The sequence below is a fragment of the Asanoa sp. NPDC050611 genome, assembly GCF_040654855.1.
In the GTDB taxonomy this organism is placed as follows: Bacteria; Actinomycetota; Actinomycetes; order Mycobacteriales; family Micromonosporaceae; genus Asanoa.
On record NZ_JBFAIU010000005.1, the window covers coordinates 12,880 to 33,721 of the forward strand.

The 20,842-nt window shown below is 66.9% G+C and carries 10 protein-coding genes, 2 tRNA genes and 1 pseudogene; 7 read left to right on the forward strand and 6 right to left on the reverse strand.

Annotated features, from left to right (window positions below):
- Positions 1 to 164: 164 nt before the first annotated feature.
- Positions 165 to 1,280 (reverse strand): globin domain-containing protein, encoded by a 1,116-nt coding sequence (locus AB0H87_RS01540; RefSeq protein WP_360137796.1) that lies wholly within the window; start codon positions 1,278 to 1,280, stop codon positions 165 to 167.
- Between the two features lie 178 nt (positions 1,281 to 1,458).
- Here AB0H87_RS01540 and AB0H87_RS01545 point away from each other — a divergent pair, with 178 nt between their 5' ends.
- Together AB0H87_RS01545 and AB0H87_RS01550 are read left to right on the forward strand one after the other, a co-directional pair.
- Positions 1,459 to 2,043: a hypothetical protein gene (locus AB0H87_RS01545; RefSeq protein WP_360137799.1), complete on the forward strand. Its 585-nt coding sequence runs from the start codon at positions 1,459 to 1,461 to the stop codon at positions 2,041 to 2,043.
- 44 nt (positions 2,044 to 2,087) lie between these two features.
- Entirely contained in the window at positions 2,088 to 2,852 is a 765-nt protein-coding gene (locus tag AB0H87_RS01550) for a CPBP family intramembrane glutamic endopeptidase (RefSeq protein WP_360137802.1), read from the forward strand.
- On the opposite strand, the gene AB0H87_RS01555 is transcribed toward AB0H87_RS01550, so the two are convergent.
- Positions 2,839 to 4,998: a hypothetical protein gene (locus AB0H87_RS01555; RefSeq protein WP_360137805.1), complete on the reverse strand. Its 2,160-nt coding sequence runs from the start codon at positions 4,996 to 4,998 to the stop codon at positions 2,839 to 2,841. The two genes, AB0H87_RS01550 and AB0H87_RS01555, sit on opposite strands and share 14 nt — an antisense overlap.
- 145 nt (positions 4,999 to 5,143) lie before the next feature.
- Here AB0H87_RS01555 and AB0H87_RS01560 point away from each other — a divergent pair.
- Together AB0H87_RS01560 and AB0H87_RS01565 are read left to right on the forward strand one after the other, a co-directional pair.
- Positions 5,144 to 5,233, forward strand: a tRNA-Ser gene (locus AB0H87_RS01560).
- 34 nt (positions 5,234 to 5,267) lie between these two features.
- Positions 5,268 to 5,340 (forward strand) — tRNA-Arg (locus AB0H87_RS01565).
- Positions 5,341 to 5,454: 114 nt separating this feature from the next.
- On the opposite strand, the gene AB0H87_RS01570 is transcribed toward AB0H87_RS01565, so the two are convergent.
- Positions 5,455 to 6,354 (reverse strand): hypothetical protein, encoded by a 900-nt coding sequence (locus tag AB0H87_RS01570; protein ID WP_360137809.1) that lies wholly within the window; start codon positions 6,352 to 6,354, stop codon positions 5,455 to 5,457.
- Positions 6,355 to 6,984: 630 nt separating this feature from the next.
- On the opposite strand from AB0H87_RS01570, the gene AB0H87_RS01575 reads away from it, so the two are divergent.
- The 3 genes and pseudogenes from AB0H87_RS01575 (at position 6,985) to AB0H87_RS01585 (ending at position 15,664) form a co-directional block, all read left to right on the forward strand.
- Positions 6,985 to 9,588 (forward strand): DUF262 domain-containing protein, encoded by a 2,604-nt coding sequence (locus tag AB0H87_RS01575; protein ID WP_360137812.1) that lies wholly within the window; start codon positions 6,985 to 6,987, stop codon positions 9,586 to 9,588.
- A 212-nt stretch (positions 9,589 to 9,800) separates the two neighbouring features.
- Positions 9,801 to 10,770 (forward strand): annotated as a pseudogene (locus tag AB0H87_RS01580) (IS481 family transposase).
- 1,021 nt (positions 10,771 to 11,791) lie between these two features.
- A complete protein-coding gene (locus AB0H87_RS01585; protein WP_360137815.1) occupies positions 11,792 to 15,664 on the forward strand; it encodes a hypothetical protein in 3,873 nt (1,290 codons plus the stop codon).
- Positions 15,665 to 16,003: 339 nt separating this feature from the next.
- Here AB0H87_RS01585 and AB0H87_RS01590 read toward each other — a convergent pair whose 3' ends face one another.
- Genes AB0H87_RS01590 through AB0H87_RS01600 form a run of 3 tightly spaced genes read right to left on the reverse strand, consistent with a single transcriptional unit; the run spans position 16,004 to position 20,717 of the window.
- Positions 16,004 to 19,243 (reverse strand): ATP-binding protein, encoded by a 3,240-nt coding sequence (locus AB0H87_RS01590; protein WP_360137818.1) that lies wholly within the window; start codon positions 19,241 to 19,243, stop codon positions 16,004 to 16,006.
- Entirely contained in the window at positions 19,243 to 19,878 is a 636-nt protein-coding gene (locus tag AB0H87_RS01595; RefSeq protein WP_360137821.1) for a hypothetical protein, read from the reverse strand. Before AB0H87_RS01595 ends, AB0H87_RS01590 begins: the two co-directional genes overlap by 1 nt.
- Positions 19,860 to 20,717: a DUF559 domain-containing protein gene (locus AB0H87_RS01600; protein WP_360137824.1), complete on the reverse strand. Its 858-nt coding sequence runs from the start codon at positions 20,715 to 20,717 to the stop codon at positions 19,860 to 19,862. Before AB0H87_RS01600 ends, AB0H87_RS01595 begins: the two co-directional genes overlap by 19 nt.
- Between the last annotated feature and the right edge of the window lie 125 nt (positions 20,718 to 20,842).

The window sequence follows — 20,842 nt, forward strand, 5'->3', positions numbered from 1 at the left end:
GTTTCGATTTGCGACGGCTGAACTTTCGATCTGCGGCGAGTTGATGTTCGATTCGCGCGATGTTGGCGGTTGGTTCGCGGGACCAGCCGCGGACCTGGCAGCGGAGCGAAGCGCAGCGTTGTCTGGCGGGAGCGGCGGTCGTGCCCCCGGCTGACCCGAGCAGTCTAGATATCGCCGAAGGTGTCGTACTTGATCCTGACCGCCGGCACCTTCAGCTCGGCCAGTGTGCGCAGCGTGTTCTTGACCATCGAGGCCGAGCCCGAGACGAAGAAGTCGTGGTCGCCCCAGGGCCCGTAGCGGGCCACGACCTCGCCGATGTTGCCCTGCTCGCCGACGAAGTTGCGGTCGTCGCTGCAGGCCGGCACCACCGACAGCCACGGGTAGCGCGCCGCCAGCTTGTTGAGTTCGGGCAGGTCGTATAGGTCGTCGCGGTCCTTGGCGCCGAAGAACACGTGCACCCAGCGGGTGCGGTTGTAGCGCGTCAGCTCCTCGATCAGCGCCTTGACCGGGGCCAGGCCCGTGCCGCCGGCTACGCAGACCACGTCGCGGGTCGACTTGCGGTCGAGGGTCATCGTGCCCATCGGCGCCGCCACCCGGAGCAGGTCGCCCACCTGGACCCGGCGAACCAGCGCACTCGAGACCCAGCCGGCACCCAGCGCGCGCACGTGGAACTCGATCGTGCCCTCCTTGTTGGGGGCGTTCGCCATGGAGTACGTGCGCCAGAGCCTGGGCTGGTAGCGCGGCGCCTCGACGCTGACGTACTGGCCGGCGCGGTATTCCAGCGGGTACTGCAGCGGCCGGCAGGTCATCACGGCGATGTCGCGGGCGCGGCGTTCGTGGGTGAGGACCTCGGCGTGCCAGAACGCCGGGTTCGGGTCGGCCTCCGCGCCGGCGATCATTTTCTTCGCGATCACGTTGTACGCGTCGCCCCAGGCCTGGTCGTACTCGATGCTCCAGGACTCGCCCGCGAAGGTGCGCAGCGCCTCGAGCAGCGCCTCGCCGACCACCTCGTAGTGCTCTGGTTCCACGTGGAACTTGCGGTGATCGCGACCGAGCTGGCGCAGGTATTCCTCGAACCGGTCCGGGTCGTCGAGCGTCTGCACCGCGCTGACGATGGCGCCGAGCAGCCGCGCGCGCTGCACGTCCATGGTCACCGGGAACAGGTTCCGCAAGTGCGGGTTGGACAGGAAAATGCGTGCGTAGAAGTATCCGGCGACCTTGTCCTGCTGTTCCTCGACGAGGGTCCAGCTTTCCTTCAGCAGCCGTGAAAGGTTCCCCATTGACGCCCTTTTCGCTTGTCGGACGCGCCTCGGCCTCCACCCGGCCCGCCGTGCCTCTGGTTGATCAGGGTGTGTGTGGTCGCGCTGTGCACGTCTGACCAGCCTGCGCACTCTCCGTCGAGCCCCATCGCACAGAATGTGCGACGGACGCGATCCGGCCCTGTCAATCGATCTCCGCGTGTGGAACGCTGAACCGCGTGTGGTAAGGCGCTGCGCGTTCCGGCTGGTCATTTTCGGTTCTGGAGTTCGCATGGAGCGCACCGTCATCCCTGCCCCAACGGGTTCGTTCGGGCGCGGCCGGCGGTCGGCCGGTTGGCGGTCGACCGCGCCGGTCGGACGTCCCGTACCGGTGGACCCGCCAACCGTCGAGCTGAAACGGCTCGACGACCGCATGATCGATTTCATCCGCAGGCAAGAAATGATCTTCGTGACCGCGGCGCTCGGCGGGCGGACCGCACGGCGCGGGCCGGTCGGTTTCGTCCAGGTGCCGTCGCGGCGGTTGGTCACCTGGCCGGAGTACGGGCGCACGCCGATCTCCGGCGCGGTCCGGTTGCTGCTGCTCGACCTGCTGAACGAGCGGACGGGGCTGCATGTGACCGGGCGGGCGTCGGTGGTGTCGTTCGGTCCGCTGCAGGTCGCCAGCACCGCCGCCGCGCCCGTGGCCGCCCCTGGCCCTGGTCCTGGCCCTGGTCCGCAGCCTGAATGCTGGGTCCGGGTGCGGGTCGACCAGGCATGGTTCGCCGACCAGGGGCCACTGGTTTAGGGCTCCTCGTACCCGCGCTCAGGTTTATCCGGCACAGTTAGCGCGTGACTGTCGATCTCGAGCAGCAGCCGGTACGCACGGACGCCCGGCTGCGTCCCGAGATCCTGATCGTGCTCGGGTTGTCGCTCGGCCAGTCGGCGATCTACTCGATGGTCACGATCGTGGCGCGGCTCACGGCTTCGCAGCCGCTGTCGCAGCAGACGGCGACGTTGAACGCGTCGCAGTCAGCTCGGCCTTATCTGGATCTGACGTACCAGCTGCTCGGGATCTTCTTCTCCCTGGTGCCGGTGGCCCTGGCGCTGTACCTGCTGCGGTCGCCGCGTTCGTTGCTCGGCCTCGATCTTCGCCGCCCTTGGTTCGACTTCAGCTGGGGCGTGGCGCTGGCGGCGGCGATCGGGCTGCCGGGGCTCGGCCTGGTCTGGGCGGCTTCCTACCTGGGCATCAACGCGAACCTGGTGCCGGCCGCGCTGCCGCCGGTGTGGTGGGCCGTCCCGGTTCTGATCTTGTCCGCCGCGCAGAACGCGGTGCTGGAGGAGATCGTCGTGGTCGGTTACCTGGTCACCCGGCTGCGCGAGCTCGGCTGGAAACTGGGCTGGGTGGTCGCGGCGTCGGCGGTGCTCCGCGGCTCGTACCACCTGTATCAGGGTTTCGGCGCCTTCCTCGGCAACGCCGTGATGGGCGTGGTGTTCGCCCTGTTCTTCATCCGAACAAAGCGGGTGCTGCCACTGGTGGTGGCGCACACGCTGTTGGATGTGGTGGCTTTCGTGGGGTACGCGCTGCTGCCGCGCGAGTGGTTCAGCTGGCTCTGAACCGCTGAACCGCTCGCGCGGCCACGCGCTCGGTGTTGAGGCTGGCGGTGGCGGCACCACCGGCGGCGGCCAGGCCGGGCCACCACCTGGTGAGGATCTTCAACGCGGCCCAGGTCGCCGCGGTCCCGGCGGCGTTGATCGGTGCGCGGCTCGCGCTGTGACCTTGCCGCCCGTCGATCGCCGCTTCGGCCGATTCGTCATCCTGGTGTACGCCGGTGAGAACGAGCAGGTCGATCGCCGTGGCCTGCTTGCCGTAGGCGGCGGCGATGTGGGTGATGAGTTCGGCGTTGACCCAGTTGGTCCCGGCCAGGTCTGCCGCGGCGGACCATCCGGTGGCGAAGCTGGCCGCGGCGCCGGTGGCGGTGGATTTGCGGGTGAATCGGCGTTGGGCGAGCCGGGCCAGGCCGTCTGGGGTGGCGGCGGGGTAGGTGGCGCGGAGTTCGGCTGCCCATTGTTCGGCTTTTGGCGTGAAGCGCTTGACCGCCGCGACGGCGGCGATCTCTGGAAGGTGGCGCAGGGAGGACCGTGAGATCTCGGCCTCGTCCGGGGCTGGCTCCGGGGTGGCGGCCTTGCCGGCCGGAGAGGTCGAGGCGGCCAGGGCCGGCTCGGTCGCGCGCATCGGTTGCTCCGCGGCGGCAACCGGGTCGGCGGCTGACGCAGGGTCCGCGGTGGCTGGCTTTGTCGCCGCAACCTCGTCGGTGGCCGCAACCGCGGCTACCTGCTCAGAAGCCGCAGGCTTCGTTGCCGCAACCCGCTCTTCCGCGGCAGCGTGCTTCGCAGCCGCAACCTGCTCTGTCGCGGCGACCTGCTCCGGTGCCGCTGCTGGGTGCGCCGCCGCGGGCCGCTCGGAAGGCACAGGCTCTGTTGGCGCTACCGGCGGCGCCGCAGCCGCCCGCCCAGCAGCCGCGGGCTTCGTTGCCGCAGCCTCGTCCTTCGCCGCAACCTGGTCCGTCGCCGCAACCGGTGCCGCCGCGGCCACCCGCTTGGAAGCCGCAGGCTGGGTCGCCTGGTCCGTCGCGGCGACCTGTTCGGTTGCCGTATCCGGCCGCGCCGCGGCCGCGCGCTCAGAAGGCGCGGGTCCCGCTGCCGCAACCGGCGACGCGGTCGGCCGCGCAGAAGCCGCAGGCTTCGCCGGCGCAGCCTTGTCCGTTGGCGCAGCCCTGTCCGTCGCCGCAACCGGCGGCACGGCGGCGGCCCCCTTCGCCGCGGCAGCCTGCTTGGCACCTGCGACCGGCTCGGTAGCCGCAGCCGAGTCCGTCCCGGCAACCGGCTGCGCTGCCGCAACCGGCTTCGTTTCTGCGATCGGTTGCGCCGCAGCCGACCGCTCGGAGACCGCATGCTTTCTCGCCGCCACCTGCTCCGTCGGGGCGTCCTCCCCCGAAGCCGCAGCCACGGCCACCTGCCCAGCGGGCGAGGGCTCGGTTGCCGCAGCCCCGTCCGTTGGCGCGACCTGCCCCGGTGCGGCAGCCTTCTCGGTTGCGGCAACGGGCGCGTCGGCGACCACAGCGTCGAGCGTCGCTGGGGCCGGTTGGGCGGCCTCGGAGGTCTCGGTGCTTTGGTCGACCGATTCGTCCGCGCGCTTCTTGGCCGCGGGCGCCGCCTTCTTCGGCGCGGCCTTCTTCGCCCGCTTCGCGGGGCCGGCGGCCACGTCGGGCGCCGGCTCCGCCGCAGCAGAGATCGCCTTCTTGCGCGGGCGCGGGGTCGTGGCCGGCTTGGCGTCGGTGGGCGCCGGGTCCTTCACGGCGTCCGGCTCGTCGCTGCCGGTCCGCGCGGCGGGCGTCCGTTTCGCCGGCGTGGCCTTCTTCGGCGCCGCCTTGGTGGGCGGCGGTTCGGTGGCCGCGGCTGGCTCCGCGCCGGTCTTCTTCCGGGGCCGCGGAGCCGCCTTGCCAGGTGTGGCGTCCGTCACCGGCTGGGCGGCATCGCTCTCCGCGCTCTTGCGCGGCGGCACGGCACCGGCCGAAGAAGAACGCGGATCAACCTCGGGTGGAGGTTGGAAGAGCACCGCCGGCGGCATCTTCGCCGCTCGCGGCTGGGGGGCGCGTCGATCTTCCGCCGGTTCGGCCGCGGCGAAGGTTGCCTTCGCCGGCCGCGACCGCGGCTGGCGTGCATCGGCCGGCTGCTCCGGCTCCGTACCACCGGTTCCCATGGTTTGGCAGCGTAGTCCCGCGACCCTGGGTTCACCCGTTGCAAGAGCCGCAAGTCTGCTCGATCGACCGTCGGAGGTCGCTTTGCCCGGTCCACCACGCGACCTGTATCCTCGACCGGCGGTGGTCTGCAGGCAGATCACCGGGGGAGACTTCGCCTAGTCTGGTCTATGGCGCCGCACTGCTAATGCGGTTGGGGTTAACCGCCCCTCCCGGGTTCGAATCCCGGAGTCTCCGCGCCAAACCCGGCGTGTATGCTGGCGTGGCACCTGCGCCCGTAGCTCAACGGATAGAGCATCTGACTACGGATCAGAAGGTTAGGGGTTCGAGTCCCTTCGGGCGCGCAAGATCGAAAGGCACTTGACCTGCGAATATGTGGGTCAGGTGCCTTTCGTCTTTCATCCAGTGTGGATCTGCGGTCCTCGGCTGGTGCTCGCTCGATAGGCCCGTTCCGAGCGTCAGGCAGCGCCTTCGGGTGCCGGCTTCGGCTGTACCACAGCACTGAGACGAATGCCCGCCTCATCAAGATCGACGGGCGATCCGGCGAGCCGGTTGAGCGTTTCCAACACAGGGAAGCGCAGCAACCTCTGGTAGCGCGCGGCGTAAACGGCCATGTGGGTGATCGAGTGGCCGTCGCTGTGCGCGAGCACGACGTACACCAGAAGTTGGTTGATCAAAGAGTCCAGGTAGTGGTCTTGATCGAGCCGACCGCTCTTAACCTCAAGGAGGGTCGTGCCAAGCAGGAAGTCGGCGTGTCGGCTTCCTCCGAGCAATCGAAGCTGAGCGGCCGAAGGCCCGTACGACCGTAGGTCGGCCTCGAAGCCGCTGGTGTAGCTCGCCCACATGTGGCGGAATGCTGGCCTGGTGTGGAATACGTCGCTCGGGCGGGCGCAGAGCAGTCCGGGGTGTCGTCCGAGAAGCATTCGTGCCACGTCGTTTGCATCGGATCGCCGATGGTCGAGGCCATGCAGCAAATCCCGCACGTAGGCGAGCCGGCAGGCCACCGTAAACAGCCGGGACGGATGCGGTCCGCAGTCACCGCGCCACCACGAGGCATAGTCGGCTACCGCGGCGTGGGTTCCGGGTGCGTATCCGGCCATGCTTAGCAGTCGTATCGCCTGGTCGTGACTGAGGCAATTGAACAGCCTCACGTACGGGGCGCGGGCGCACAGGTTCAGGCCGATCGCGTGTTCTACGACGTTGCCGAGGAATGACTTGTCCGGGGCGTCAACGGGCAAGGGCGCGCAGCCGCCCAACTCCGCTGCGATCTCGGACCGTAGACAGTGCCGGTGTGGGAAGGTCGCGGTCAGCCACGAATCGACGGATGACGGCTGGGGGTCGTTGAGTCGGTTGGTCATGGGCGGTAGTGCTCCTCTCGCGGGCTGGCGCGACAGCGCAGCCGCTCGCGGCGGCGCAGTGGCCAGCGCAGGTAATTCCGGGCGACGGCAATCTGCCGACGCGGGTGGGACGCTGAATTCGGTAGGGCCGCGAGCGGGGTCTCAGCCCTCGGCCTTGAGGCCGCGATGTGGGCTCCGCGAGAGAAGGCGGCGAGCCGACCACATGAGTCGACGAGAAGAGGACCGGTATCGGTTCCTCTCTATCAAACGGTACGGCCCAGCCCGGCGCAGGCGCAACAGTTATCGCGCACCGGGGCCTGCGGCACGACAGAATGCGCGGTGGCGAGCCGTGTCCACATCGTCGTCGCATCAGAGAAATCTGATCGCTGGGACCGAACCGGGGCCCTCCGGTGCGGGCCTCTGGTTGGCCAGCGCCGCCAGGTAACCCCATCGGGTGTGCTCGTCGTGCTCATGCGCCTACATGAACGTGCGGTTGCGCTCGGCGGGCCCGTCCGCCGGCGCGGCACGAACGATGGAAGGAGTGACAATGTTCCCGCGATTGGCCAGGATGATGGTTCTGACATTCACCTGAACCGCCTCTCTTATGGACGGTAACCGAGGCGTCTGCCATCGTGAGCGAAGGGATTGGGTGTGAAGGCCCAGGAGACGACGTTCGAACAGCTGGTCAGCGGTGCCAAGCAGTTTCGGGTGCCGCTCTACCAGCGGCCGTATAGCTGGACGCCGAAGGAATGGGCGCCGCTCTGGCGTTCGATCTGCGAGCAGGCGGACGCCATCGCGGACAACGATCAAGGCCCTGGTCACTTCCTCGGCTCGGTTGTACTGGCGCCGGCGCCCGGTTTCTCGAGTGGTTCCCAGGCGTGGATCGTCGTTGACGGTCAGCAGCGTTTAACGACCATGTCCCTCTTGCTGTGTGCTCTTCGCGACCGCGCTCGGATCCAGGACGCGCGGCACGCTCAATACATCCACGAGGACTTCCTGATCAACCGACGCGAGCAAGGCGACGGCGAACTGAAGGTACTGCCCACCCAGCTGGATCGTGCCGAGTTTCGCGCGTGTGTACGCGGTGAACCGCTAGCAGGCGGTGCGGGAAACATCGGTGAGGCCTACCGCTTCTTCCAGGAGAAGCTGGAGGAGTACGACGATCCAGAAGATCCCTATGATCTCAACCGCATCGAGAAGGCGATCACGCGTCGGCTGGAGATCGTTGAGATCTCGGCCGGACGAGACGATAACGCCCACAGGATCTTTGAGTCCCTGAACAACACGGGTCGGAGCCTCGACCAAGCTGACCTCCTGCGCAACTACCTATTCATGCTTTTGCCAACCCGCGGCGATGCCGTGTACGAGCAGCTCTGGCTTCCGATGCAGGAACGCCTCGGGTCCTCCGGGCTGGAACTGCTCGGCTGGCTCGACCTCGTACTGCGGGGTCAGGCGTCGGTGCGCCGCGACGACGTGTACCGGGCCCAGCAGAGCCGTCTGCGAGCGCTGGAGTCGAACCGCGACGAAGCCGGCATTGAGAAAGAGATTGCCGAGCTGGCTCGACGCGCTGCCCTCCTCGACGTCATCCAACGTCCGAAGCAGGAGCATCACCCAGATGTACGAGCCGGGCTCCGGCGACTCGCCGCCTGGGACGCGACAACGACGTACCCAGTGCTCCTGTCCGCGCTAGATCGGCGGGATCAAGGCACCGCGAGTCACGAAGAGGTCGTGGAGGTCATTGCGATCCTGGAATCTTTTCTCGTCCGGCGCATGGTGTGCGGTGTAGCAACCAACAACCTCAATCGAGTCCTCAACGGCGCCCCAGCCGAGATAGCCACAGGTCCGATCGCCGACAAGCTGCGCGCATACCTATCCAAGGAGCGGCACTACTGGGCCGACGATGACACCTTGCGCAAGGCGATCCGCGAACGCAACTTCTACTGGGCAGGTCGAGGACCGCAACGACAGTTCGTGCTCCGCCGGCTCGAGGAGAGCTTCGACCACAAGGAGCCGGTGGACTGGCTTCGGGCAAAGTTGACAATCGAGCACGTCATGCCCCAGACGCTGAGCCAGACATGGCGGCGCGACCTCGAGGAACTTGTACCCGCGGGGCAGTCGATTAAGGACGCGCACACCGCACTCGTACATGGGCTCGGTAACCTGACCCTCAGCGGCTACAACGGCGAGCTTGGCAATAAGCCCTTCGCGCAGAAGCGCACACAACTCCGCGACAGCGGGCTCGCGATGAATCACAGGATTGCTGACAGTGAGGCCTGGGGGCCTGCGCAGATACTTGCCCGCGCTGACGACCTTGCCACACGTGCCATCAAGCTTTGGCCAGGCCCAATCGCGCGACCAGCGGAGCCACCTGTCGAGGGTCCGAAGTGGCGGATGCTTCGGCAGGCCTTGGCGGCGCTGCCAGCCGGAACGTGGACGTCCTACAGCCACCTCGCGGAGTTGATCGGGAGTTCTCAGGTCGCCGTTGGCCGCTACCTCGGCAGCAACGCAGTTCGGAACGGCTGGAGGGTCCTGCGAGCCGACGGCTCAATCGCGGCAGGCTTCAAGTGGGCCGAACCAGGCCGCAAGGACGACCCGCGCGACGTTCTCACCGCCGAAGGCGTCACCTTCATCGACGGCAAGGCCGACCCAAAACAACAGATGTGGCCGATCGAACTCGCAGACGCTCTTGGCATGGATACCGATGTGGCGCCGGTGCCCGTTGCGAGTGACGAAGACGCAGAAGCGGCGTTCTGGGACGCCCTCACCGCAGACGAGCCCGCCGACGAGGCGGCACCAGAACTTCGTAAGGTCCTCGCCACCTGGCAGGAACACGGCGGCGAGCTTCGTTACGCAACGGGCGACGAGGTCCACGTGTATCTGTGCTGGGACGCGGGCCGCGCCGTCGCACCATGGGTGATATACCCGGGCAGCTATTACGGCGAAGTCCTATTCAACCAACTCAAGAAATGGCCGCCATTCGATCGTCCCGAGTTGCGGGAAGAGTTCCGGCAACGCTGCAACAAGATTGACGGCATGACGATGCCGGCGGCAAAAATCGACTTTGTGCCGTGGTTCTCTCTCGATTTGATCGAGGAGGCAGGCGCTGCTGAGGCGGCTTGCGACGCCCTGACGTGGTTTCTTCACCTTGTCTCTGAGGGCAACGATGACGCTCAGCTGCCATCGGGTGTCGTCCCGAGATCCCGTTCGGAATCCAGCCTGATGGCGGTCGAGACCGTCCATGGCGGGCTTGGCTAAGGGCCGCGGTCGCGAGCCCCATCCAGGTGGCGTCAGGTTGAGCTGGACAGTCATCATGACTGAAGTCAACATCGCGACCTCCCTCGGCGTGGGATGAAAGCTTCCTAGCTGTACCCGGCCGGGACGTTGGTAGCAGGCGGAGGATATTGACATAGGGAAAGCCCCCGGTTGGGGTGTGGGTTGTCTAGGACCGCACTCCGCCGGAGGCTTTCGTGTCACACCCTAACGCCCGAACGACGTTCCACGGCCGGATGCTGATCATCGAGCGGTATGAGGCCGGCTGGCCGCAGGCACACATCGCCGCGGCGATGGGAATCTCCCGTAAATGTGTCAAGACCTGGATCGACCGGCACACCGCGCACGGCGCCGCGGGTCTGCAGGATCGGTCGTCACGGCCACACAGCAGTCCGCGGCGCACCCCGGCAGCGATCGAGGAACGGGTGTTGGAGGCCCGGGCCGAGTTCCGGCGCGGGCAGGACTGGATCGCTGCCGAGGTCGGTGTCGCAGCCCGCACTGTCGGGCGGATCCTGCGCCGTCACCACATACCCCACCTGCGACTGCTGGACCCGATCACCGGACAGGTGATCAAAGCGTCCAAGGCCACCGCGGTCCGCTACGAACGCGACCACCCCGGCGAACTGGTCCACATGGACGTCAAGAAGATCGGCCGGATCCCCGACGGCGGCGGCTGGCGCGTCCTGGGCCGCGCCGGCCGCGAAACCACCCGCGACCGCACCACCCGACGCGGCTACGACTACGTCCACACCCTCGTCGACGACCACTCCCGACTGGCCTACTCCGAAGTCCTGCCCGACGAGAAAGGCCCCACCTGCGCCGCCTTCCTGACCCGCGCCGTCGGCTACTTCCACCAGCACGGCATCCACACCATCGAACGCCTGATGACCGACAACGCCTGGGCCTACCGCTGGTCACTGCGAGCCGTCTGCACCGAACTAGGCATCCGGCAGAAATTTATCAAACCCCACTGCCCCTGGCAGAACGGCAAAGCAGAACGCTACAACCGCACCCTGGCCACCGAATGCGCCTACCGGCGCCCCTACACCACCAACACCGAACGCACCGCAGCCCTTGCTCCCTGGCTCGAGCACTACAACACTCAACGCCGCCACACCGCACTCGGCGGCCAACCCCCCATTCAGCCGCCTGCAACCAACGTCATGACCGAGTACACCTAGCGGCGCCGCCGGATGCTCGGCTCGGGGGCCGCCGCCTGCGCTGCTGCGGGAGAAACCGAGCTTCCCGGCGGAACCCGTTCGGGGCGGGTTCCGCCGAAGCTCCTGAGTCAATTCCCGACGCCTTGGACATCACAGACGGGATCAGTCGCCGCGCGCGGCACCAGCTGGCACCGTCTTCTCGATCTCGGCGAGATGGTCCGCGCCGGTCAACGGACTCGTGCACGGTTGTGGGACGCGAGCGCCGACCTCGGCCGGCTGCGTCCTGAGCACGAGGTCGCGGGCCGGCGCGCCGACCGCAAGACCGTGGTGCATCCGCAAGGCGGCGGCGCACGATGGACTGCGAAACCTGGATCACTCCCGACCAGGGTCAGCAGCTGCTGGTGCTAATCCCCGCGGACGCCGAGGCCCGCGAACGCCTGGAACTGCTCCGAGTGCACGGCACCGACTAGTTCCCTACAGGGCACGCGCACGTACGTTGAAGCGGCCGACGTACCAATTGATCATTCGAGTCCTTGCGAGAGTATCCGCGTTGCCATCGTGCACGTACGTCAGACCCTGTGCGGTCGTGGTCCCCACCAGGGCAGCAGTGGCGGAAGGTCGGCCTGCATGTATGCCGGACGATTGGGCTCGGGCGTGTCGCCCTGGTCGGTGTCCCAGCGTCGGCCGTGCTGGTCCCTTTGCAAGGTCCTCGACCCGCAGGCCGGCATCGTGCGGCTCATCCCATGCAAGGTCGGCTAGCCGCGGCAACGCGGGAACAGCCGCCGGGTCATGCCGATGCGACGCCGGCCGGCCTGTGTCGTCGGGCTCGTCGCTGCTGTCGTCCGAAGCCGGTGCGGGTTCTCGGGGCCCTTAATGTGAATCCTTCTCGTCTAGATCGAGGGACGTCGCCCAGTCAAGCAAGCGCCCGAAGTGCCGCCAATCGACTTTCGAGAGTTCATCCGACCGCCGCGCCGGCTGCTCGGTAAATGGGTCGGGCAATCAGGCCGGCTCACGAGACGATGGATGCTGTGCTTTCCTGGAACGACGAGAGCGGCGGCCAGTCCGACCGTATCGAAGGTATGGGGCCTGACGAGTGGGCAGCGATTGATGAGGCGCTGGACAGGTTCACGGCTGCGTCCGTGATTCCTCTGTTGGGCGCCGCGATTGACGCCCCGTGGTCGCGGCCGTGGCAGTACCACCTGACGCTGCTGTGGCTTCGGGCTGTTCGCGTGCCGCCAGCCGGGAGCCGGCCGGCCACAGACCCGGATCTGGCCGAGTTGGTGAACACCGCTGTCGAGGTCGCCCGATACCCCGTGCTGCCGCGGGGCGTGTCAAATGATCCACGGCACCCGGTCGGATTCACTCTCGACGGTCGTCGATGGCGGATCCATCCCGGCGACAATCTCTACCCGCTCATGCTGCTACGACGACTTGCCACCACGGCACGGGCTGTCGATCCTACGCTGCTCGACGTCGTCGGCTTCACCTTGACTGACCTGATCGAGGTGGTGCTTGCGCACGGCGACGATGCCCTGATGGGCCTGGCCGAGGCGTGGGACTTGGCTGATGAGACGCCCGCCGACGATGCCACCAGCACCGCGGCCGTGTCGGCGGCCGAGGTCGACGCGGTCCGGCAGTCTATGGCGAGGCTGGGCGACCCGCGCCGCATCACCGACCGGTGCAGCCACCCCGAACGCGCCGCCCAGGCTCTTACCTGGCTCACCCGCGACGCCGCCCGGGTGGCCCTCGCCGTTATGCCCGGACTCCCGACGCTCGGCCCCGTCCTTCGCCTGCGTTCGGGCGACACGGTATTTCCGGTTCCGGCCAGTCTGACGCTCGACGCGTTGAACGCTGCCGCCGACATCCTTCTTCGACGCCCAGAGATCGGCGAGGGCGACGCCGCCCGTCTCCAGGCGTTCATGTGCGGCCACGCTTTCGCGGTGTTCAACAAGCGATGGGTCAACCGGTCGGCGCCGATGGAAATCGACCTCGGCACCCCACCGATCATCATTGGCTCACGAACGGTGGCTACGGTCATCAGCGCCTTGAGCCCGAACATGTTCACCACGGCGATCGAGCACGCTATCGATCTCCTCGACAGGCGGCAGGTCGAGACCGACACCTGGCACGTCCTGGGCGATCACCCGGCCCCGGCAACCGCCTCCATGCGGGTCGATCACCTCGCCAAGGTGGTCGTGTACGGGGGCCCGCTGGTCATCAACTGGCATCAGGTGCGGGACGTCATCCTGCTCCACATCGAAGAGCTCGTCGAACTCATTGACGCAGCCGGCGGCGACTGGGCCACCGTCGAATGCTTCCTACAGGATCTCAGCGAACACGACAGGCATGATGTTGTCGTCTTCCAGGACATCCTGGACGTGTGGACGGCCTGGCGCGACTGGGGACGTATCGGCCCTCCCCCCGACCAGGACAACACCGGCCCAGCCGACGAGACGCGGCCGGGCGAAGACGCGGGTGAAGAAGCCGGCGAGGAAACGGTGCTGCACATCGTGGCAGCCGAATACGACGCCACCTGGGTCCAGGCCGCCGGATGGGAGGCGACCGACGCGATTCTGGCTGCCACCGGCCTGCCGGAGCATCGGGACTGGCCGATCGCGACCGTCGACTCCGACGGCACCGCGCACCTGTTCACCACCCGTCACAGCGAAATCGCTCTGGTCAACCCGGACTCGGCGTTGGTCATCCGCATCGATGGCTCGGACGCCGCGACACTGAACCTCGACGCGGACATGTACTTCCAGCTCGCCGACGCCGTCCTCAACTGCATCACCGGCCGGGACGACATCGCCTCACACTTCCGGCTCCCCGACACCCCACTCACGATCATCCTCAGCCTCACCGACGACCCGGCCCCCGATCCAAGCCGCGGATACGGGCTGCGGGTCGCCTGCGCGGCGGAGCCGGCCGTGCTGAGCGTCATCATCGGACCCGACGTCCTCGAACTACTCCACACCGACCCAATGACCGGCCACAACATTCTCGGCAGCACCCTGCACGAACTCGTCCGTCGCATCCGCGTAGACCGGAACGCGAACCCTGGAACATCGGCGGAGACGTTCCTCGATGCGTGGGAGCAGGTCGGGCCGCTGATGACACTGCACGCTGTCGCAGATGGCCGGCCGAAGGCGGCTCCGGTCGACACCTTGCCTCAGACGCCGGCGATTCGGGCGAGGGCGCTACGCGCCGTGACTGATCGCCTTCGCCACCGAGTCGCTTCCGGTACCTACAGCGACACGCACGCGCACGCCATCTGCCAGGACACGATCCTGCCCACGATCGAGGAGACGCTCCGGGAACGGATCGCCGCGTGCGACCCGTCCCTGCTGCACAAGCTCGCGGTCCGGCTCAACGCCGCCTACGCCACCTACCTGCGCCGAAGCCACCAGATCATGCACTCGCTCGCTGGGCCGTGGGCGGCCAACTGGCACGACGCAGCCCGCGACGGCGACCGCTCCGCCACCATGACATCACTGCAGACACTGCTCGAGGCAGCACTGGCGGACCCGCCCGCCGGAACCCGAACCGTCGACGCGCTCGACCTCGGTGAACTCGCCGCCCTCGCCGATCTGCTCGCCCGCACCGCCGCCGCCGACTACGGGTACGAACGGGACCTGCATGGTCTCCAGGTCGAGATCAACGACGACGGCATCTTCGTGGTGCAGAGCAGGCCTGTTCTCGCCGACCAGCGAGACAGCAGCAGCGATCCGCCCCTGGACATCGACCTCGCGGCATACCACAGCGCCCAGCTCGACCACCTCATCGCGGTGGCCGCCCAACAACCGTGGACGGTCGACGACCTCACCGAATACGCCAGCCAGGAGGGCTCCCGGTTTCAGCACGCCGGCCAGAAGCGCGACCGCCTCCCCTTCGAGCGGCTGGGCAAGTTTGCCGAACCATCCTTGCTCAAGGTCGACGCGTTGCTCGCCCGCGGATGGGGCACCGGGCTCGACGGCCTCGCGGCCGGGCTCGGTACCGCCGCCGACTGGCCAACCGAGGAGGACGGCATCGCCACTGTCAACCCGGACGACCTCATCCGTGAGGCCGCCGACTGGTCCGCCCTCCCCGAGGCCCAGATCCGCGCTGCCCTTCAGCTCCTCCAGATCGACCCTGTCGAACTCCAGCAGGGTGGTGCCCGGCGGTTTCTCAACGTCGAGCAGCGGTCCCATCGCCTGCTGACTCGGCCTCTGCCGATGATCGACGGCCGGATCCTGGTGATGCCGTGGCTGATCCATGCCGCCCTGCAAATCCACAACAGCTACCTCACAGCCGCCCGGCTACCGCACCCCGCCAACGTGCTGCCGCCGGGTGTCTCCGACGCGATGACCAAGCACCGTCAGGGCCGCAACGACGAGCTGGAGACGACGGTCCGCGACCTCGTCGCTGACCTCAGCCTGCCGCATCGATTCCAGTTCAATCAAAGTGAACAAGCCCGTCTTGGCATCCGGAACCCGGTCGGTGAGATCGACCTGCTCATCGCCGATCCAGTCAACTCGCGGCTGTGGATCTGCGAAGTCAAAGACCTCGCGACGCCCTACAGCATCGCGGCAATGCGACACCATGTCCGCCAGTTCACCCACGGAAAGCGCAGCCGTTTCGTTCCCAAACTCCTTGAGAAAGCCGAACAGATCCAGCGGCACGCCCACGCCGTCGCACACGCCTGCGGCGTTACCGAAGTACATCCTTGGCGGGTGATTTCGCTGATTGTGACCCGTCACGTCGAGCCCGCGGCCTACGTCAAGAATCCGAAGGTAGCGTTCACCCTGCCGTATCAACTCCCTGAGGTCCTCCAAAATCCGATCGACCCAGTAGAAGGCCCTGCCCCCGCGGGTCATCCTCGTAGCCAGCGGGTTCCTTCACGCGTAGAACAGGCAAGGCCCTGACCAGAGGAAGCACTGGTCGAGGCGTCGCGTTTATCCATGCGGCTTTGAACTGTTCACGAGAACCCTCGGGCGGGCACGGTACTCCGATGGTGCTCGAACGCTCCGCTTCTGCAGCGGACTCGTCCGGACGGGGCGAATAGGTGAGGGCGACGGGCCAGGCCGCGAGATGCGTCGCGCGCCGGACCAGGCGATACGCCACCGGAGGCACGCGGAAAGACGCGACAGTTTGCTGAACGCTGTGAGTGGAAAGCCCCAGCCTGACTACGGAGTGGACGCATCAGGACTGCAGCGCACGAGGCTGGACGGTAGATACGTAACCGCCGGCGGTCGTTGATCCGATTAAGTCACCTCGGCGCGGCCTGCCGCTTGCACGGTCTCAGCTTTGGCGCGAGCGACGACCTCTTCCGTTGTGAGCGGGCTGCGTGGGTGGTAGCTCAGGCACAGAGGTGTGCGTAGCTTACGCGGTGGCGCTCCTTCCGCGGCCAGGTAGAACTCGCCAGTGCTCAGCCGTGAGATGTCCGGGACATCGCCGCCCTTGGCCTTGGCCATCTCTCTGGCGGCCTCGACTTGCGTCGGGCTGTTGAGCAGGCCGTAGAACTGGGTCGCCGCGTTTCCGGGAATTCGGTTGTGGAGACCCTTCGGTGACTGGGTGGCAAAGAGCAGACCCAACCCGTACTTGCGAGCCTGCGAGGCCAGCGCAAGAGTGCTCTGCGTGCAGGCCGTCATGGCGCCCGAGGGGGCGAGGGTCTGGGCCTCATCCATAACCAGCAGGCCAAGCAGTGGGCGGTCGGCGGCGGGATGCTTCTTTATCCAGGCGAACAACGCCATCTGTAGCTGGTTGACGAAGCTCTGACGTGCCTCGTCGGAGGGCAGTCCGATCAGGCTCACGACGGAGATCCGCGCGCGCTTGTTGGCGCTTGGGGTGAGCAGAAGACCCGGGTCCATCGACGTGCCCGAACCGCCGAACAGCGGATCGTTCACCATCGTGGCGGTGAGCGTCTGGGCCAGCCCGGCAGCGATCTTGTCGGCGTCGTCAAGATCGATTATCCCGTCGGGAAGTTCGGCCAGGGTGTCGACGAGACCTTGGAGCCGGGTGCCGCCGCGCCGGCCGTAGTACTCGACTGCACGCCGCAACACCGCTTGGCCCAGGTGGGCCTTGGCCGCGCGTCCGTTGAGCATCGCCCTGGGCGCCAGCGACGCGACTGCGGCCTCGACCGATTCGGCGAACTCGTCCGGATCATCTAGCGTGGCGCGGAAGTCGGGCAGCGGTTGGAAGCTGAGCGGCCGTCCCGCCTCCCGGCGCGGCGTCCAAACCACGACGTCGGTGTGTCGCAAATAGTCGGCGGCTTTCGCCGCGTCCCCGTCACCCCATGCAGATGGCGCCTCGGGCCAACTGTCGCCGAGCCGGGCGAGGTCGTTATTGGGGTCGAGAACGATGGATGAAATGCCCTGTAGGGCGCACTCTTCTACGATCCGGCGAATCAACACCGTCTTGCCGGAACCAGACCCCGCGAAGATAGTCATGTGCTTGCGCAGTGCTTCTAGTTCGAGTCCAACCGGCTGCGCCGTCTCGTAGTCGTGCCCGACCGCAAAAGCCGGTGTTGCAGTCACTGCGATGACGTGAGGGCCACTGGACGGCACTGTGGCGACGCCTTTTACCGTGGGCTCCGGGGGCACATGGTCCTCATCGGCAGGTGGGCTGCCGGAATCGCGGCCCGCTGACAGCCAGGAGTCGATGTCAGCTAGAGCGGCGCGCAGCACTGTGACGTGTTGGGTTGGGCGGCGGGAGGCTAACCAGGGCTGCAGCTCGACAGGGTCCTCGTCGAGAAGGGTCCGGAGGGCAGAGAGGATTCGTAGGTCCTCGTGGTCCAGCCCCAAGGTCTGTCCCCCGGCCTCGGCGAACGCCTGGAGAGCTTGCTGCGTCTTGACGCTGTCTGACCAGCGGCCGTTGCGCAGCAGGAACAGCTGTCGCTTCGCGACCGCGCTGTCGAGACCTGCAGCGATGTTGGCCCGTCGAAATCGGTTGAGCGCCGCATTGCCGTGATGCGTGTCGCTGATCGCTCGGAAGCACCAGTGGACCTGATCCTCGGTGCTCTCATCGAGGGTGAGGCGCAGGCGTGCATGCAGGTCGGGTTTGCTACTCGGTGGTGGGTCGAGGGTGAAAACCTCGCTGCGCTGGACATCCTCGAGGATCCATGCGGTTAACCCGGCCGCGAGAAGCTGCGGCACTGTGGCGTCCTCGGTTTCGGCCTCCAGCGGCATGGTCACCTCAGCGCTCTTCTTCAGCGCGTCGAAGCGCGCGTCGTAGTTGGCGAGTGTCTCGGCGTCCACGCTCGACGGCGCTACAGCTGAGGCCAACTGGGGTTCGCTGCTCGGCGGACCGTCCAGCCGAGTTAGGTCGACGACATCGCCAGACAACAGACAGGCGCGGATATGTGCATCGATGGCGATAAGCAGCTGTCGGACCGTGTAGTCGCCGGCATCCATAAACGCCTCCGGCCGCACCGGCCACGTTCGGTACGGCGGCTCGAAGCCGAGTGCACCGAAGTAGGCGTCGAACCGTCGCGCGACGATCTCGCGAGCGAGGTCGTTGTTCTTGATCGTGGACAGATGCGGTGTTTCGCGGAACCGGTCGCCGACCGTGTCCGTCGCTTTTGTCTTGATCAAGGCCCAGGAGGTGGGCAGGCACGCCACCACGGTCAACGTCCGCCGGGTACGCTCCCGCAGCGACATGAGGCCGCCAGCGACGCCTTCCAACACGAGTGCCTGGTGCCAATCCTGCGTACCACTTTGGGATTGATGCACGGCCAGATCGCCGCTCAAGGCGGACTGGGCGAGCATGGTGTCGATCTGGTCGACCGCCACCACCGTCGGGCCGGTCAGCGCGAGTAGCCGCGACAGCTCCTGAACTATTTCTTCCGCTGTCTGTGGCGCTCGACGCATTCCCCAAGCGGCGCGTTCACCGGGCGCGTCTTCCTCGCCGCAGGCGAAGTAGCTGTCTGCGACGTCCCGGTGGGCCACATCGGCTGAGGCGCTCAGGGCCAGAGCGCGAGCCGTCTCGTGAGACGTCCGAGCGACGTACTCGTCGACTTCGGTGAGGCCCTCGACAAAGACGTCAAGCGCCCTTTTGGTCAACGCGGTTTCACCCATGAAGGCGCGGCGAGCGGTGCGCGGCACACCGACCAGAGCCGACAGCCGCCGCAACAGTTGCCGCAGCTGTGGCTCACTGCTCGGCACCGGCCTGGCCAACCCATCGAGTATCGAAGCCAGCACGCTACTCCAGAATCCCTTCGCGTCTAGCAGACTGATCAGGAAGAAGTAGCCGCCTTGGGCCTGCACCTGCTGGCGTAGCCAACCGAGCAGGTGGGTCTTTCCGGAGCCGCGCTGCCCCTGAAGCGTCAGGCCGATCGGGTTGCCGTCCGTACTGACTGAAACGTCCTCCAGACCACGCGTCACAGCCTGGATTACGCCCGCGTGCAGCCCGTCCACGTGGAACGGCAGCGGCCGCCACACGTCGTCCGGGACTGGCGCCCAGTTGAACCTGAGCGCCGCAAGGGCGGCGCGCTCCTCGTCCTTCATCACACCCCAATCGCCAGCAGGTGCTTGTCTTGTCCACCGATGTGAAGCGCCGCTGCCCGGTCAGAATCAGTGAGAACCTTTTGGTTATTCTCCGGTACCAGGTTGACGTCGGTCGCCCGGCTCAGGGTGCGTAGCGCGTCATCGAGCTCGGCCGTCGACACATCCCCGAAGAACGGCCGCAGTCGAGAAAGCGCCACCCACGCCCTTGGTTCCGCCGCTAGGGCGGCGTAGGCATTGCGCAGGCGGAGGTCCAGGTTGCCCGGCTGTCCGGGCGGAGCGATGTCGGACCGGGCAAACATCTCGCTGAGATTTCGGTAACCACTGCGCGGCAGCACACGTCCCCGGAGATTGATGTGTAGTGCGCTGAGCGCGCCGCCGATAGCTCTGGCCTTCGGGCTGCTGACATCGAGGTCGTCTTGCACCCGCACCCAACCCTTGTCGTCCAGCTCGTGCCGAAAGGTTCGGCCTGCTCTCTCACTGTGGATCAGCTGCATCCGGTTGAGCTTCTCGCGTCGCGACTTCTCAACATCGATTCCATAGTTTTCGAAGAGTTCGGTGTTGAGCATCGGGCGGGCTTCTGCCATGAGGGCCATAAGAATCGCGCCATCGGAAGGAGTCAGGTCGTCGTTGGCCATGCTGTCCCTTTCACAAGTTCGTGTCGCCGAGCTTCGATGAACTGGCCGATCTGGGTGACCACCGCCTCGACGTCGTACAGGACGCGGGCGTTGGTGAATCGGAGCACGGCGTAGCCGTCCAGTTGTAACTGGACGTCGCGCCGCCGGTCGGCCTCGAATCGCACCGGTTCACAGTGCTCGCGCCCGTCGATTTCGACAACGCACCGTTCTTCCACCCAGAGCAGGTCGGGCCGTACGGGGGTACGCAGAGGGTGGAAGTGATGAACCTGGTTCCAGCGTCGCCCAGCCGCCCACGGCCGAACGGCTAGCGCCGCCTCCAACACTGCCTCGGCAGTGCTCCGCGGGTGCGGAGCACCGTTCACGGGGGGCCACGCCGGCCGAGCACCTGCCGATCCGGTCGAAGGCTCGGTCAGGGAGGCTGACGCCAACCAGTCGATGTTCTCCAGCGGGGCACCGGTGAGCCAGACACCACAACGCCCGCGATCGGCGATCCATTCACAAGCGGCGGCGACAACGTGCTGGGCTGCAGCGCTTAGCCCGGCGGGAACGTCAATTACGAGCACCAGTCGGTCGCGGTGAAGAGCGTCGGTCATGACCCGGGTCAGGCCGACCGCCCGAATCTCCAGCGGAAACCTCCGCCTGGAGGTGGCCCTTCCTGCCAGCGCCGCGGCTGCGAGGTCACCGAGAAACGGACCGAAGTGGGCCGACCGCCGCGCGCGGGCGGCAGCGACGGCCCGAACGGTGGTCAGTCCCGCACCACCGGGTTCTCGGATGTGCTCAGCCTCCGGGAGCCAGGTAGGGAACAGGCCAATTGCCGCGGATTCGATGTCGTCGGGCATCGCCGTGACCAGGTCTGCCGTCCTCGTAGCGGACAGCACGCGGTGGACCAAACCCGCTGGCCAATCTGAGGTGCCCCGGGCCAGGGTGCGTGCGACCGTGTCCGCGCTCATCTCGGGCAGTCGCA